Source organism: Ruegeria sp. YTSC106 (assembly GCF_059609765.1).
In genome coordinates, this window is the sequence record NZ_JBXWMI010000003.1 from 318458 (window position 1) to 333375 (window position 14918).

At 59.4% G+C, this 14918-nt stretch carries 14 protein-coding genes; 8 read left to right on the forward strand and 6 right to left on the reverse strand.

The annotated features are described in order from the left end of the window. Positions 1 to 40: 40 nt before the first annotated feature. The 4 genes from AC2FEB_RS06000 to AC2FEB_RS06015 all read left to right on the forward strand — a co-directional run bounded on the left by AC2FEB_RS06000 (position 41) and on the right by AC2FEB_RS06015 (position 3693). The gene (locus AC2FEB_RS06000; RefSeq protein WP_496883908.1) at positions 41 to 1204 is read left to right on the forward strand and encodes a M20 aminoacylase family protein; all 1164 of its coding nucleotides are present in this window, start codon (positions 41 to 43) and stop codon (positions 1202 to 1204) included. A 12-nt stretch (positions 1205 to 1216) separates the two neighbouring features. Beyond that, on the forward strand, positions 1217 to 2212 hold the full coding sequence (speB, locus tag AC2FEB_RS06005; RefSeq protein ID WP_496671119.1) for an agmatinase: 996 nt from the start codon (positions 1217 to 1219) through the stop codon (positions 2210 to 2212). A gap of 65 nt (positions 2213 to 2277) precedes the next feature. Further along, entirely contained in the window at positions 2278 to 3225 is a 948-nt protein-coding gene (speB, locus tag AC2FEB_RS06010; protein WP_117868725.1) for an agmatinase, read from the forward strand. Positions 3226 to 3291: 66 nt separating this feature from the next. Continuing rightward, positions 3292 to 3693, forward strand: coding sequence for a DUF1499 domain-containing protein (locus AC2FEB_RS06015; RefSeq protein WP_496671116.1), 402 nt, complete (start codon positions 3292 to 3294; stop codon positions 3691 to 3693). Between the two features lie 15 nt (positions 3694 to 3708). Here the strand turns inward: AC2FEB_RS06015 and AC2FEB_RS06020 are convergent, their stop codons facing one another. After that, positions 3709 to 3990 carry a hypothetical protein gene (locus AC2FEB_RS06020; RefSeq protein ID WP_496671114.1) on the reverse strand — a complete coding sequence of 94 codons (282 nt, stop codon included), beginning with the start codon at positions 3988 to 3990 and terminating at the stop codon, positions 3709 to 3711. A gap of 62 nt (positions 3991 to 4052) precedes the next feature. On the opposite strand from AC2FEB_RS06020, the gene prfA reads away from it, so the two are divergent. From prfA to AC2FEB_RS06035, 3 genes are all read left to right on the forward strand, one after another. Next, the gene (gene prfA / locus AC2FEB_RS06025) at positions 4053 to 5108 is read left to right on the forward strand and encodes a peptide chain release factor 1 (protein WP_496671627.1); all 1056 of its coding nucleotides are present in this window, start codon (positions 4053 to 4055) and stop codon (positions 5106 to 5108) included. Beyond that, entirely contained in the window at positions 5105 to 5950 is an 846-nt protein-coding gene (prmC, locus tag AC2FEB_RS06030; RefSeq protein ID WP_496671111.1) for a peptide chain release factor N(5)-glutamine methyltransferase, read from the forward strand. The genes prfA and prmC overlap by 4 nt, the downstream gene beginning before the upstream one ends. A gap of 241 nt (positions 5951 to 6191) precedes the next feature. Next, complete coding sequence (locus tag AC2FEB_RS06035; RefSeq protein ID WP_117868728.1) at positions 6192 to 6770, forward strand: DUF4167 domain-containing protein; 579 nt, start codon at positions 6192 to 6194, stop codon at positions 6768 to 6770. A gap of 56 nt (positions 6771 to 6826) precedes the next feature. Here the strand turns inward: AC2FEB_RS06035 and rsmA are convergent, their stop codons facing one another. From rsmA to lptG, 5 genes are all read right to left on the reverse strand, one after another. Further along, positions 6827 to 7669: a 16S rRNA (adenine(1518)-N(6)/adenine(1519)-N(6))-dimethyltransferase RsmA gene (gene rsmA / locus AC2FEB_RS06040; protein ID WP_496671108.1), complete on the reverse strand. Its 843-nt coding sequence runs from the start codon at positions 7667 to 7669 to the stop codon at positions 6827 to 6829. 84 nt (positions 7670 to 7753) lie between these two features. Further along, on the reverse strand, positions 7754 to 8719 hold the full coding sequence (pdxA, locus tag AC2FEB_RS06045) for a 4-hydroxythreonine-4-phosphate dehydrogenase PdxA (protein ID WP_496671105.1): 966 nt from the start codon (positions 8717 to 8719) through the stop codon (positions 7754 to 7756). Beyond that, on the reverse strand, positions 8716 to 9969 hold the full coding sequence (locus AC2FEB_RS06050) for a peptidylprolyl isomerase (RefSeq protein WP_496671102.1): 1254 nt from the start codon (positions 9967 to 9969) through the stop codon (positions 8716 to 8718). The genes pdxA and AC2FEB_RS06050 overlap by 4 nt, the downstream gene beginning before the upstream one ends. Beyond that, on the reverse strand, positions 9960 to 12122 hold the full coding sequence (locus AC2FEB_RS06055) for an LPS-assembly protein LptD (protein ID WP_496883909.1): 2163 nt from the start codon (positions 12120 to 12122) through the stop codon (positions 9960 to 9962). The genes AC2FEB_RS06050 and AC2FEB_RS06055 overlap by 10 nt, the downstream gene beginning before the upstream one ends. Further along, complete coding sequence (gene lptG, locus AC2FEB_RS06060; protein WP_117872719.1) at positions 12122 to 13222, reverse strand: LPS export ABC transporter permease LptG; 1101 nt, start codon at positions 13220 to 13222, stop codon at positions 12122 to 12124. The genes AC2FEB_RS06055 and lptG overlap by 1 nt, the downstream gene beginning before the upstream one ends. A 229-nt stretch (positions 13223 to 13451) precedes the next feature. Here lptG and AC2FEB_RS06065 point away from each other — a divergent pair, with 229 nt between their 5' ends. Then, entirely contained in the window at positions 13452 to 14918 is a 1467-nt protein-coding gene (locus AC2FEB_RS06065) for a leucyl aminopeptidase (RefSeq protein ID WP_496671099.1), read from the forward strand.

Sequence of the window (14918 nt, forward strand, 5' to 3'; positions counted from 1 at the left end):
ATGCATCCATCCCGCAGTCCCGATCAGGAGTCCACCCCAGATGCCCGTCGTCAACCGAATTGCCGATTTCACTGCCGATATGACCAGATGGCGCCAATATCTGCATACGATACCCGAATTGGAATTCGAGTGCTTTGAGACTGCCGCGTTTGTGGCCGAGCGTCTACGTGAGTTCGGGGTCGATGAATTGCATGAAGGGATCGCAAAGACCGGGATGGTCGCGATCATCAACGGGCAGGGTGATGGGCCGACGATCGGTCTGCGCGCCGACATGGATGCGTTGCCGATTACCGAGGAAACAGGCGTCGAATATGCATCAAAGAACCCCGGCAAGATGCACGCCTGCGGGCATGACGGGCATACCACAATGCTATTGGGCGCGGCGCGGTATCTGGCCGAGACACGCAATTTCAGTGGCCGTGTCGCGTTGATCTTTCAGCCTGCCGAGGAAGAAGGCGGTGGCGCTGGCGTGATGGTCGAAGAAGGCATCATGGAACGGTTTGACATTTCTCAGGTCTATGGAATCCACAATGACCCGGGGAACCCGGAAGGTGCCTTCTATACCACGCCGGGGCCGATCATGGCGGCGGTGGATACGTTCGAGATTCATATCCAAGGCGTCGGCGGCCATGGCGCCATGCCGCATCAGACCCGCGACCCGGTCATGGCGGCCTGCGGCATTGCACAAGCGATCCAGACCATTGTCAGCCGCAATCACCATGCGGTGGAAGATCTGGTTGTTTCGGTCACTCAGATCCATGCAGGAACGGTTAACAACGTGATCCCTGATACTGCCTATTTGAACGGAACCGTGCGGACCTTTGATCCATCTGTACAGAAGATGGTGATGGAGCGGATGAAACAGATCGTGCAGGGGCAGGCGGCTTCATACGGTGTCGAGGCACGGCTGGAGTATCAGGAGGGATACCCGGCCACGATCAACGATGCTGAAAAGGCAGCCTTTGCCGCAGACGTCGCGCGCGAAGTGTCGGGGCCTGAGCGGGTGGTCGACACAATGGGGCGCGAAATGGGGGCCGAGGATTTTTCGTACATGCTGCAGTCGCGACCAGGGGCCTATCTGTTCCTGGGTCAGGGTGATGGTGCCGGGCTGCATCACCCGAAATACAACTTTAACGATGATATCGCGCCGGTAGGTGCTTCGTTCTTCGCGCGGATCGCGGAAAAAGCACAGCCCTTGGGCTGATGAGGTAATGAAATGGCACTGGAAGACGCAAAAAATCAGGTGGATGAGGCATTCACCAACCCGGACCTCAAAGGGCTGTCTTACGAAAATACCTTTGGCGGGGCGACCTCGTTTCTGCGGCGGCTGTATACCAAGGATCTGACCGGCGCGGACATCGCCGTGACCGGCGTGCCATTCGATCAGGCGGTGACCAACCGCCCGGGCACCCGCCTTGGCCCACGCGCGATCCGCGAGGCCAGCGCGCTGCAGTCGCCCGATGCGCCCTATGGCTGGCCGTTCGATGCGCTCAGCGAGCTGGCGATCATCGATTACGGCGACATGGCCTATGACTATGCCAACATCCCCGCCTTTCCCGACACGCTGACCGACCATATCCGCACCATTCTGGCGGCGGATGTGGCCTCGGTTACGTTGGGAGGCGATCACTATATCAGCTTTCCGATCCTCAAGGCCTATGCCGAGAAATACGGGCCGATGTCGCTGTTGCAGTTCGATGCGCATACCGATACCTGGGCCGATGACGACATGAGCCGGGTGGACCATGGCACCATGTTCTACAAGGCGGTGAAGTCGGGGATCGTGGACCCGAAACGCTCAGTCCAGGTGGGCATCCGCACCACAAACGAGGACACGCTGGGCGTCAACATTATCGATGCGCGCGAGGTTTATGAATCCGGCCCTGCCGCCGTAGCGCAGAAGATCAAGGGTATTCTTGGCGACAGCCCCGTTTACCTCAGCTTTGATATCGACGGGCTGGACCCGGCCTTTGCACCGGGTACGGGGACGCCGGTCTGGGGTGGGCTCAGCTCGATTCAAGCACAGATCATCCTGCGCGACATCGCCGGGATCAACATCAAGGGTGGCGATGTGGTCGAGGTTTCTCCGCCCTATGACACCTCGGGCGCGACCGCGATTGCGGGTGCTCATGTGGCAACGCAGATAGTCTGCCTGTTGGGGTGGAACAAGCTGGTAAAGACCAAGGAACAAACCCTTTTGGACAGGTGTTAACCATTGGTTAGCCATACTTCCGGTATGTGCTGGGTAACGTGAGTTGAAGGGATGGGAAAACGCGCATGACTGAATTCAATCAACCGGTCAGCGGCAATGATCTGGCGCGATTTTCGGGGCCGAATACGTTTATGCGCCTGCCCCAGGCAGCCTCGCTGGCGGGGCTGGATGTGGCGGTTCTGGGAATTCCGATGGATATCGGCACCTCGTGGCGATCGGGCACCCGGTTCGGACCCAAACAGATCCGCAGCGAAAGCGCGATGATAAGGCCCTACAACATGGCTACCTCGGCGGCTCCGTTCGACAGCTTGCAAATCGCTGACATCGGGGATCTGGCGATCAACACCTTCTCGCTGGCAGACAGCCTGAGGATCATCAGGGAAAGCTATGATGCAATTCTGGCTAAGAATGTGATCCCCGTGGCGATGGGGGGCGATCATTCGATCACCCTCCCGATCCTGCGGGCCATTGCGGCAAAGCATGGGCCCGTGGCCTTGGTGCATGTGGATGCCCATGCGGATGTGAATGACGAGATGTTCGGCGAGAAAGAGACCCACGGAACCGTCTTCCGCCGCGCCTTTGAAGAGGGGCTGATTGTCCCCGACAAGACCTTTCAGATCGGCATTCGCGGATCGGGCTACGCGGCTTCGGATTTCACCGAGGCCAGGGATTGGGGCTTCCGCCAGTTCCCGGCCTGGGAGTTGTGGCAGCAGAACCTGACTCAGATCGGCTCTCAGATCCGCAAGATCATCGGGGATCATCCGGTTTATGTCACCTATGACATCGACAGCCTGGATCCGGCTTTTGCACCGGGCACAGGTACGCCAGAGATTGCAGGGCTGACCACGCCGCAGGCGTTGCAACTGATCCACGCTTTGCAGGGCGTTAATGTGGTGGGTTGTGACCTGGTCGAGGTCTCACCTCCGTATGACCCTTCCGGCAATACGGCCCTGACGGCAGCTAACCTGATCTATGAGATGCTGTGCATCCTGCCGGGTGTGACGTCACGGTAAACCGGCCCGGAACGGCTTGCCCCGGCGCTTGATCCGCATAGGTTTTCTGCAAGAGGGTAAAGCGGGATGAAAAGAATGGTTCTGTGGGCGGTGATCGCGCTGGTGCTTGGGCTGGGGGCTTACATTCGGCTGGCCCCGTCAAATCCCGCCCGATGGCATGTGGCACCTGTTGCAGAGGTTGATCAGGATTTGCCAAGTGGCGTTCTGCGCGTTGTTGAAACCGGACCGGACGGGTTGCATCGCCTTGACCTGATCGCCCGCGCCACGCCGCGAACCTCGGTATTGGCAGGTTCGGTCGATGAGGGGATGATCACCTATGTCACCCGCACGAAATGGATCGGTTTTCCCGACTATACCACTGTTCAGCAGGACGGCGACACGCAGCGCATCCATGGCCGTTTGCGGTTCGGTCGCAGGGATTTCGGGGTGAACAAGGCACGGGTTGATGGGTGGTTGGGGAAGATGTAACCGTTTTACCGGTGTTCAGGACGCCTCATCCGGTTCTGTGTGATCACTCGGTGCGCTCTGCAACCCGGACGACAAACATCCCTCCTGCACCTCGCGCCACATCGGTACATTCAAAGACATCTGACATTGCGCGGTGAACATACGGCCGTCGACTTGCAGGCAGATCATCTCACCCAGTTCGATGCGGGACCCGGACGTATCGGTGCAATAGCAATCGCGGGTCTTGCCGTCGGGGCCTACGTAATCGGCGAAAACCGGCGTGGACGTCAGCAAAAGGGCAAGCAAAATCCGTTTCATGACAGCAAGCTTAGCATGACGTGGCCCTTGACCAAAGCCCCCGGATGATAGACACCGCCGGGATGATCCCCGAAGAACGACTTGAACAGATCACCCAGCGTTTCCAATACCTCGAAGCAGCCATGGCGGATGGCGCATCGGGCGGCGATATTGCGGCGTTGGCCAAGGAATATTCCGACCTCAAACCCGTGGTCGATCAGATCATGGCCTGGCGCCAGCTGGTGGCAGATCTGGCTGAGGCCAAGGCGATGCTGGCCGACCCCGACATGAAGGAACTGGCCGAAGAGGAAATACCGGACCTTCAATCGCGCATCCCCGAGGCGGAACACGCGCTGCAACTGGCGCTGCTGCCGAAGGATGCGGCGGATGCGCGGCCGGCGATGCTGGAAATTCGCCCCGGTACCGGCGGGGACGAGGCCGCTTTGTTCGCGGGCGATCTATTGCGTATGTATCAACGCTATGCCGAGGCCCACGGGTGGCAGTTCGAGATCATCGAAGAACAGGCTTCTGATCTGGGCGGGATCAAAGAGGTGGTGGCTCATATCAAGGGCGACAACGTCTTTGCCCGGCTGAAATACGAATCCGGCGTGCACCGCGTGCAGCGCGTGCCCGAAACCGAAAGCGGCGGGCGGATTCATACCTCTGCGGCGACCGTGGCGGTTTTGCCCGAGGCCGAGGATGTTGACATCCAGATAGACGCCAATGACATCCGTATCGACACGATGCGCAGTTCCGGCGCAGGCGGGCAGCACGTGAACACCACCGACTCGGCGGTGCGGATCACGCATATTCCGACGGGCTTGGTGGTAACAAGTTCCGAGAAGTCCCAGCATCGCAACCGCGAGATCGCCATGCAGGTGCTGAAGACGCGGCTTTATGACCTCGAACGTCAGCGGATCGACAGCGAACGCTCAGCGGATCGCGCCAGCCAGGTGGGATCGGGGGATCGTTCGGAACGCATTCGCACCTATAACTTTCCGCAGGGTCGGATGACGGATCACCGGATCAACCTGACGCTCTACAAACTGGATCAGGTGATGCAGGGTGACCTGGACGAAGTGATTGACGCCCTGACGGCGGACGATCAGGCCCGGTTGCTGGCCGAGATGGCGCAATGACGGGGTTGCAGACAGCTGCGCAGGCCATGGTGGCCGCCACTGCGCGCTTAAGGGCCGCTGGCGTGGATGACCCGGCGCGGGATGCGCGCCTGTTGTTGGCCCATGCCGCACGGATTGAAGCCAGCCGGGTAACGCTGATCGCCCCGGAAGAATTGCAGCCCGAAATCGCGGAACGCTATGACCAGTTGGTTTCCCTGCGCGCCGTTCGGGTGCCGGTGTCTCATCTGCTGGGCGAGCGTGAGTTCTATGGGCGCTGGTTTCGCGTCAGTTCGGATGTTCTGGATCCGCGCCCCGAGACTGAAACCCTGATCGAGGCCGCACTGAGTGAACCCTTTGACCATGTTTTGGACCTGGGGGTCGGGTCGGGCTGTATTCTGGTTACACTGCTTGCGGAACGCACCAGCGCTTCGGGCCTTGGGACCGACCTGAGCGAAGCCGCCTGCCTTCAGGCCAGCGCCAATGCAGTACACCACAAGGTACAGGGGCGGATCGAGATCGTGCAGTCAGATTGGTTTGAAAACATTGAGGGCAAGTTTGACCTGATTGTCTCCAACCCGCCGTATATTTCCATGTCGGAGATGGAGGAGCTGTCGCCCGAAGTACGGGAACATGAGCCGCGCATGGCGCTGACCGATGAAGGAGACGGGCTGGGCGCGTATCGACACATAGCAGCTTCGGCCCCGGATTTTCTGTTGCCAGGCGGGCGAATACTTGTGGAAATTGGCCCGACACAGGCAAATCTGGTGTCTGCTTTGTTTGATGCGGCGGGTTTGGCGGATATCCGCGTGATCCCCGATCTGGACGGGCGTGATCGGGTTGTCGGCGCAAAGATGCCGGGTTGAAACGGCTATTTGAGGCCAAAAAAATGCTACCCTGAATAAAAAAGCTTGAGAAAATTCGAAATTCCTCTTGTCTGGACGGTCAGGACATGTTTACTCAGGAATAGTCGGCGAGGTTGACGCTGTTGCAGCGCACCCCTGACGCCAAGCCCAAAAAGTCGACGTCCCGTCACAGCAAACGCCTTAGAGCAGTGCAAAAAGCGGGTTGAGCGACAGCGCATTGATAAGGCTGACGTAAAGTAAGATGAGATCTTCCAAATCCCGCTCGCGGGCCAAGAATAACCGCAATCGTCCTTCCGGCGGTAACGTCGTAAACCGGGTTTTTGACAGCTCGGGTCCTGAAGGCAAAGTGCGTGGCACGCCACAGCAGATCATTGATAAATATAATCAGCTGGCGCGTGACGCTCAGTTGTCAAACGACCGCGTCGCTGCGGAAAACTTCCAGCAGCATGCGGAACACTATCTGCGCATGCTGAGTGAGGCGCAGCGCGAGATTGACGCGCGCCGCGAAGAGCAGGAGCGCCAGAATCGCGAACGCCAGGCCGAGCGTGATCGTGAGCGCGCCGAACGACAGGAACGCGAAGCGGCCCGTCAGGCCGATCCTGCCGAGGCTCCGCAGCCCGACGTGATGGATTTCGCCGCGCCTGAGACTGCTCCGGAAAGCGGTTTGGTCGAGACACCGGAAAGCAAAGGGGCCGAAGCGCCGGCACCGGAGAAGAAGGAAAAGCCTGCTCGCAAACCGCGGGCGCGCAAGCCCAAGCCGGCGCCAGCGACCGAAGATGCGCCCAAAACGGATGGCGACGCACCGGAAGCGGCTGAATAAAACCGGCATCAGAAATTGAAAAGCCCCGAGGTCAAGCCTCGGGGCTTTTCTTGTGGTCAGGGTTTCTTGATTTCGCGCGCCAGGGCACAGAATGCTTCAAGCGGAACCTGCTCGGCGCGTTCAGTGGGTTGGATACCTGCCGCCAGCAGGCGGTCTTCGATATCAGGGGCGACGCCTTTCAGGGACGCACGCAGCATCTTGCGGCGTTGGTTGAAGGCAGAAGCCACTACACGCGACAAGGTCGCAGCATCGGCGGGATAGCGGGGCTCGGGCAGGGCGGTCAGATGAACCACCGCGCTTGAGACCTTGGGCGGCGGGGTGAAGGCTCCGGGGGGCAGGGACATGGCGATGCGCGCCTCGGCCCGCCATTGGGCAAGGATGGCGAGGCGGCCATACGCCTTGCTGCCGGGTTGCGCCACGATGCGTTCGGCCACTTCGCGTTGGAACATCAGCGTCAGGCTCTGCCAGAACGGCGGCCATTCCGGGGGCGTCAGCCAGCGCACCAGCAGTTCGGTACCGACGTTGTATGGAAGGTTGGCCGCGATGCGGATTGGCGGGTTCAGGTGTTCGAGCGGGTTGATCTGGAGCGCGTCGCCGTTGATGACATCCAGTCTTCCGGGATAGGCGGCGGCGATATCGTTCAGGGCGGCGATGCAGCGGGTATCTTTTTCAACCGCGACGACCTTGCGCGCGCCTTCCGACAGAAGCCCTCGGGTGAGGCCACCAGGACCGGGGCCGATTTCCAGTACATCGCAGTCCGCAAGATCGCCAGCCTGACGGGCGATTTTGGCGGTCAGGTTGAGGTCCAGCAGGAAGTTCTGACCCAACGATTTGCGCGCCGAGAGTTGATGTGTGGCGATGACCTCGCGCAGAGGGGGGAGATTGTCGATTGCACTCATGATCCGATTACCGTGACGCAGGCCGCAGGGGCAGCGCCAGAAATTTATTGCCTCCGGCGGGGATATTTTCAGCCAGGTGAAGGATCAAGAGCCTTGTGCCATGCGTTGGGCGAGTTTCAGGGCTTCGATCATGCTGGTCGGGGTGGCGATGCCTTTCCCGGCGATATCCAATGCGGTGCCGTGATCCGGCGACGTGCGGATGAATGGCAGCCCCAAGGTGACGTTCACGCCCCGGTCGAAATCCAGCGTCTTGATCGGGATCAGGGCCTGATCATGATACATTGCGATTGCCGCGTCATAGCGGGCACGTGCAGCAGCATGGAACAACGTATCCGCAGGGTGCGGGCCAGTCAGGGTTGCACCTTTCGGATTCAGATCCGCCAACATTGGAGCGATCCAGTCAAGCTCCTCGCTGCCCATTTTACCGCCTTCGCCGGCATGGGGGTTCAGCCCTGCTATGGCGATGCGGGGGTGCGGTATACCAAACTGGTCGCGCAGGCCGCGCGCGGTGATTTCGATCGTCTCGCGCAGCAGGTCCGGCGTCAGCGCAGCAGGAACCTGTGACAGGGGAATGTGGATTGTTGTCGGGACAACCCGCAACTGGTCGCTGGCCAGCATCATGACAACCCGGCGGGTGCCCGTCAGCGCAGCCAGAAACTCGGTGTGGCCGGGATAGGTAAACCCGGCGCCGTCGATCAGTGCCTTTTTGTGAATAGGTGCGGTGCACAGTGCCGCTGCTGCTCCGGCTTTTACCAGGTCGACGCCGGTTTCGATGGCATCGATCACCGATGGTGCATTGGCGGGGTCCGGCTGACCAGGCACGTTTGCGGCAGGAAAGTTCAGGTGCAGGACTGGTAAGGCCTGATCGCAGACTTCAAGAGCTTCTGAAGGGGTTTCGATTTTCGCAACCGGTGTGCCAGCGGGCAGGTGGCTGGCGTCGCCAATAAAGAAAAGCGGGCAGGTTTGGCGTAGCTCGGCCCACGCCTTGGCTGCGATTTCAGGGCCGATCCCGGCCGGTTCACCGCAGCTGAGCGCAATCGGGCGAGTCATTCCTGAACAATGGTGGCGTCAGCCCGCAGCTGCTCTACCAGGCTGGCCGCAAAGGCCTGTAGCCGCTGTTGTGCCAGTGCATTCGCTACATCTGCCCGCGAGGTGTTTTCGCCCAGATCGCGGGTGCGGTTGCACAGCATCAAGAACACCAGCGTCTGTCCGTTGTTGCGGGTCAGGTTTGTTGACACCTCGTTGCGATCCAGCTTTGCCAGCTCCACGGCGATGTCGCGCGGTACTTCAGACGGGCTGGCTTCGATACGGTCCAGAACTTCGACGGGTTGATCCTTGGCGATCCCATACAAGTCATCGCAGGTGTCGATCTCTTCCCGCAGGGCGGCAGCCCGCGACAGGGTCTCGGAACCGCGACCGCCTGGCAGGTAATAGGCCGCATAATCAAGTTTGGAGATAGCGGGGGCAGCCGTCGCAACCTCTCGCAATCCCCGCAACTGAAACAAGGCAACGGCGTTTGGCAAACTGATGGGATCGGTGATCTCACCGTTCTGGAGCCCAAGAATAACCGGCTGCAGAGCAGGAGGCAGGTTGGAGATATTCAGCCAGTCCAGACGTCCCCCGTCGTTGCGGGTTGCCGCTCCGGAATATTGCGCCGCAGCGGCTGAAAACGCTTCGATACTCTCAAGTCGCGAGATTTCTTCCGCCAGCAATTCGGTCTGTGCCACAGTTTGCGGGTTCACCGGGATGATGATCTCGGACAGCAAGACCTGAAGGCCGCCGCCACCGGTCTGTCCCAGCGCGCGATCAATCTCGTCTTCGGTCGGGCGGGCCTGTGACAGGTAGCGCGAACTGATATAGTCGCGCCAGGCCAGCTGATCCGCAACATAATCACGGACAGTTTCCGGGTCGACGCCCGCCTCACCCAAAAGTTGCAGGAACTGTTCGGTGGACAATTGCCCGCGCGAGGCGAACTCGTCGATACCCAGTTGAACAGCTTCCGGTGCTGCTTCGACGCCTGCTTCGCGCATGGCCTGTTTGCGCAGTTTTTCTTCGATCAGGGCTTCCCTGACGTCAGCTTCACTGCCGCCGGGCAGACCCAGAACATTCAGGAATTGCAGGCGTTGTTCCAGCTCGTACCAGGTGACGATGTCCTGATTCACGCGGATCGCTGGCGAGAACAAACTCTGGGCGCTGACCTGCGGCGCTGAAAAAGCGAGGAAAACGGCGGCCAGCGCCGGCGCGACCGGTTTGTGCCAACCGGAACGAAGAAACCTGGAGAAACCTGATATCAACTGCATTTTCTCTTGTATGTGTTACCACCGCCTTCAAGGGCGTATCCTGTCAGCGATAGGGTAAAGCCGAATTCTGTCGAAGGCTCAATAGTGGATGTTGAAGTAAAGCGTCTGCTTACGGACATGTTAACCTGAACACATTCATTCTGGTAGGTTACGCCAAGACCCAGCCGGATTGGTTCTGATTGGTTCAGATCATAACGTGCCTCGGCATTAGTAAGCCAGTTCTGGTCGACCTGGTAGCGGCCCAGAAGCCAGATTTCCGAGATTTCATCCGCTATGTTTTCCGCCGGATCCGGTTCTTGCCAGATATAGCTTCCGGACAGGCCGGCAAATTCGGAGGCCCAGGCACCTCGTAATTCAGCTTTGACGAAACTGAAATCGTTGTCGATCAGACCGCGCCCACCAAGCGACCAGCCATTGGCCGTGGTGATTTGTCCCGCCACCAGCAGGTCGGAAGTGGTGCCCTGCAACCCGGATGTCAGGGTGAAATTCGGGTCGGCATCCGCCCGAAACACCTGACCCACTGTTGCCAGGGCTTGCTGTCCGCCCGCACCATAGCGTGCCCAGTTCAGGCCGATGACCCCGGTGGCACCGTCTTCGCGCTGATCTTCGGCAGGGAAGCGAGACAGGGCCAGCAGGTTACCCTGATCGAATTCCTGAAACGTGCTTTCGTCATCTGGCACATCGGTGTCCGAGACATGGGTCCATCCGATCTGCGCGATCGGTTCCAGAAGCTGAACAGCGCCGGTCTTTTCGCGGCGGGTCATCGGATAGCGAAGCGTCAACGCCGCGCGCGGGGTCGAGCGGGTCACATTGCTGGGAAAGTTGCTGTCATGACGGATGTTGAACGTATCCACCGATGCGCCCAGCGTCGCGTCGGCACGCAGGCCCGATGCAAACGTCCAGCTTCGAAGCCATTCGGCGTCAAAAGTTGCCCGTGCTATGTCGCGGCCGACGATATCCGCGTCGCTGGTGCGCTCATGGGCGTGGCCGATAAAGGCCAGCCGCACCTCGCCGCCAAGTGCGCCGGGGAAGAATCGCTTTTCATAGTTCAGGTCGAAGACGCGTGATGGGATTTCGTCCTGATTTTCGCTGTCGCGCAGTGTTTTGTAATGAATAAGGCTTGTTTTGAACGCGGTATCGCGTTTGATCCGTTCCAGCACGACTTCACTGCGCAAGCGGTCCAGGTCCGGCAGTCCATAGTCAGCCAGATAGGCGTCGTCCGAGGTGGTTTGCAAATCGAAGGTCAGCCGGAAATCGTTCTTCAGGTTGAACCAACCTCCGGCGAACAGATAGCCGCGATCCTGGTCGGGCTGGATGTCATCACGGGTATAGGCACCTTCAATCTGAATGCGCCCATTCACGAACGCCTGACGATACCGATATCCCAGCGTCGTGGTCTTGGCCGACAAGTACGGCGTCAAGGTCAGATCCTTGTGGTCCCCCAGCTTGAAGAAATAGGGAACCTGGACCCCCGTTCCCAGTTGCGAGGTGCTGCGGATCGACGGCACCAGAAAGCCGGTCGCGCGATCCAAAGTCGGGTCCGGCAAGCGCAGATAGGGGAAATAGAATACCGGATAATCAAGTACCCGAAGCTGCGCGCCTTCGAAGTACAATTGCCGTTCCAACTGGTCATGGGTGACCTTGCGGGCCCGGATCTGCCAAAGCGGAGGTTTACCGTTGGTGCACACATGGCAGGAGGTGGCCGTGACCTTGCTGAACTGGGTATAGCGGCCCGCGGCTCGTTTCGCCTGTACCGAGGCGATCTGGGTTTGTTGATCGAAAACCATCCGAGCACCGATCAGCAGGCCGTTCTGGATACCGCTGTCCAGCTGGCCGGAATCGGCCAGAAGGGTCGATTGGCCACCCTGATCAATACGAATGGGGCCTTCCAGTGTCAGCTCGCCCGTTTCCCGGTCATAGGTGATGCGTTGGGCCGACAGTTTGGTATCGCCCTGAAAGGCTTCGACATTGCCTTCGGCCACCAGTTTCCGCTCAGGTGTTATGAAAACCTTGTCGGCAACCAGAAGGGCGGGCTCGGCCTGTGATTGTGCAGCTTGCGGGTCAGGCTCAGTCGGGTTGGTTTGTGCCGCCAGTCCGGCAGGAACCGTTAACGCGATTGCGCTGGTCAGCAGCAGGGAAATCATACTCCGCATCAGCCGTCCTCCGCGTGAAGAAGCAGGCCAAGAGACAACAAGATGGCTGCAAAGGGCGGCGCCCAGGCAGCGATATAGGTGGGCAATTGTCCGTTTTCCCCAAGGATTTGTGCAAAGTTGCGGACGAAGTAGATGGCAAAGCCAAGCAGAACGGCAGTCAGCACGGCAATTCCGGTGCCGCCAAACCGAACGTGGCGCATGGTGAAAGCGGCCCCGATCAGGACCATCGAGACCAGAAAAAAGGGCCGGGCCAGTTGCACCTGCAACCAGACTTCATACTGCTTGGTCGAAAACCCGGCTTCGCGCAGGTCCTTGATCAATTGCGGCAAGTCATAAACAGATACCGAATCCTGTTGCCCCAGCGTGTCCAGAATTCGCTGTCGGGTCAGTGAGGTTGGCAACTCCAGCCGTTCATGCTCCACCGAATTGGTTTCGGGGTTCTGCCCATCCCGCAAATTCCAGATTTTGGCCTGGGACAGGACCCAGTTTCCGTCTTCCAGCACGGCCCTGTCGGCGACGATCTGCTGGGTGGGTTTGCCGTCTCGCGCGAAGGTGATGATGGTCACGTCGTCGAGACCAAGTGTTTCCCCATTCGAGGTACCCCGGGCGTGGATAACGGCCTGACCGTTTTCCGCCGATTGACGCAGCCAAAGGCCTTCGCTGCTGATCGAAAGGGCTGAACTGCCGTTGTTGCGATAAGAATCAGACAGGCGTTGGAATTTTTCGGATGTGGCCGCAGCGATGGGGTTCAACAATGCGACCGCCAGCGCGCCAATGATCAGCGCCAGCGTCGCTGGCGCAACCAACGCGCGGATACCCGAGCGACCAGTGGCGCGGGTCACAACAAGCTCAGACGTACGTGCCAGCCCGACGAACAAGGCAATGGTGGACAGAATGACCAGCAGAGGCAGCATTTCACTGATGGCAGCAGGAGTGTTCAGCAGCGTCAGGTGCAGCAATTGGCCGAACGACAGGTCGACTTCGTCAAATCGGCGGATCTGTTCGATCAGATCGATGAGAATCATCAAGGTCAGAAAAATGCCGCCGATGACCAGAAAGCTCTGTAGAAAGCGGCGCGCGAAATAGCGGTCGAGGATCACAAGCGCGCCCCCGCCAGGCCTGTTACGCCGGGATTCGGGCCGAAATCGCGCATGCATGTCCTCCTGCGCGACGGCGTATGCCTGCCCTCTCGTGTCACGTCTTTCTCCCCCGAGCCTGCCGGTTATTTTTTCGGGACCTTACTGCAATTGAAACGCGGGGAAAACTGCTATCTGGTCAAGTCGAGCAGCGCGGGCTAGGTCTTGGGGAACAGAATTTAAGGAGTTTGCAATGAGCAGTCTGATACCGATCCGCTTTCAGGAGTTTGATCTGGATGCGATGGCGGAGGCCGAGGGGCGGGTGGCTATCATCATTCCGTCAGACGGAAAAATGAACCCCGCGGCCCGCCGGGCCAATCGCCTGACGAAAGGCGCCGTGGCGCGACTTGTCGAAAGTGAGAAATTCGGGAAATCCAAGACTGGCGATGTGATCTCGTTGGCCTGGCCCGCAGGGATGGTGGCCGAGGCGCTGGACATTGTTGTATTGCCCCGCCGCCCTGAAGCCGACGAGGCACGCAAGGCCGGAGCGGCTTTGGCCAAGTCCGCGGGTCGCACGGATATGCTGGTGATGGTCGGCAATCAGGCGCAGAGCGAAAACCTGGCCCTTGGCATGGCGCTGCGCAGCTATGATTTTGACGCGCATAAAACCAAAGACAGCGAAGGCAGCGGTTCGATCACGATCAGCCATGCGAAACCCACAGAAGCCGAAGCCGAGTTTGCACCGCTTTATGCGATTGCCGACGGTGTGCGGATGACGCGCGATCTGACCAACGAACCTGCAAACATTCTGACGACCACGGAATTCGCCGATCGTCTTGTCGAGATGCAGGAGCTGGGCCTTGAGGTCGAAGTTCTGGAAGAGGACGAGCTGGCAGAGCTGGGCATGCGTACATTGCTGAGCGTCGGGCAAGGCTCTGTCAGCCCTTCCAAAGTCGTTGTGATGCACTGGAAGGGCGGCGAAAAGGACGATGCGCCCTTGGCACTGGTCGGTAAGGGCGTGGTTTTCGATACAGGTGGCATTTCGCTCAAGCCTTCGGGTGGCATGGAAGAGATGACCATGGATATGGGCGGCGCGGGCGTTGTCGCGGGCACCATGCGCGCGCTGGCCAAGCGTAAAGCCAAAGCCAATGTGGTGGGCCTTGTCGGTCTGGTCGAAAACATGCCTTCGGGCAATGCCACCCGGCCGGGCGATGTGGTCAAGTCGATGAAGGGCGATACGGTCGAGATCATAAACACCGATGCCGAAGGCCGTTTGGTTCTGTGTGACGTGATGTGGTACGCGCAGGAGCGGTTCAAACCTGTGGGTATGATCGATCTGGCAACGCTGACCGGTGCGGTGATCATCGGGCTGGGGCATGAGAATGCTGGTGTGTTCTCGAACAATGACACCTTCTGCGATGCATTTTTGAAATCGGCGAAGGCCGAGGACGAAGGCGCGTGGCGGCTGCCGTTGGGCGATGGCTATGACAAGCTGCTCAAATCGCGCATCGCCGACATGAAGAACATCGGTGGACGTCCGGCGGGCTCGATCACGGCGGCACAGTTTCTGCAACGTTTCGTGAAAGAGGAAACCCCCTGGATTCACTTGGATATTGCTGGTGTGGCCTCGGTGGCGTCCGAGACGACTTATGCACCCAAAGGTGCCACGGGCTGGGGCGTTCGCGCGCTGAGCCGCTTCGTTCAGGACAATTTCGAGTAA

Coding starts and splice junctions, on each gene's coding strand:
- AC2FEB_RS06000 (WP_496883908.1), top strand. CDS start 41: ATGCCCGTCGTCAACCGAATTGCCGATTTCACTGCCGATATGACCAGA.
- speB (WP_496671119.1), top strand. CDS start 1,217: ATGGCACTGGAAGACGCAAAAAATCAGGTGGATGAGGCATTCACCAAC.
- speB (WP_117868725.1), top strand. CDS start 2,278: ATGACTGAATTCAATCAACCGGTCAGCGGCAATGATCTGGCGCGATTT.
- AC2FEB_RS06015 (WP_496671116.1), top strand. CDS start 3,292: ATGAAAAGAATGGTTCTGTGGGCGGTGATCGCGCTGGTGCTTGGGCTG.
- AC2FEB_RS06020 (WP_496671114.1), bottom strand. CDS start 3,990: ATGAAACGGATTTTGCTTGCCCTTTTGCTGACGTCCACGCCGGTTTTC.
- prfA (WP_496671627.1), top strand. CDS start 4,053: ATGATCCCCGAAGAACGACTTGAACAGATCACCCAGCGTTTCCAATAC.
- prmC (WP_496671111.1), top strand. CDS start 5,105: ATGACGGGGTTGCAGACAGCTGCGCAGGCCATGGTGGCCGCCACTGCG.
- AC2FEB_RS06035 (WP_117868728.1), top strand. CDS start 6,192: ATGAGATCTTCCAAATCCCGCTCGCGGGCCAAGAATAACCGCAATCGT.
- rsmA (WP_496671108.1), bottom strand. CDS start 7,669: ATGAGTGCAATCGACAATCTCCCCCCTCTGCGCGAGGTCATCGCCACA.
- pdxA (WP_496671105.1), bottom strand. CDS start 8,719: ATGACTCGCCCGATTGCGCTCAGCTGCGGTGAACCGGCCGGGATCGGC.
- AC2FEB_RS06050 (WP_496671102.1), bottom strand. CDS start 9,969: ATGCAGTTGATATCAGGTTTCTCCAGGTTTCTTCGTTCCGGTTGGCAC.
- AC2FEB_RS06055 (WP_496883909.1), bottom strand. CDS start 12,122: ATGCGGAGTATGATTTCCCTGCTGCTGACCAGCGCAATCGCGTTAACG.
- AC2FEB_RS06065 (WP_496671099.1), top strand. CDS start 13,452: ATGAGCAGTCTGATACCGATCCGCTTTCAGGAGTTTGATCTGGATGCG.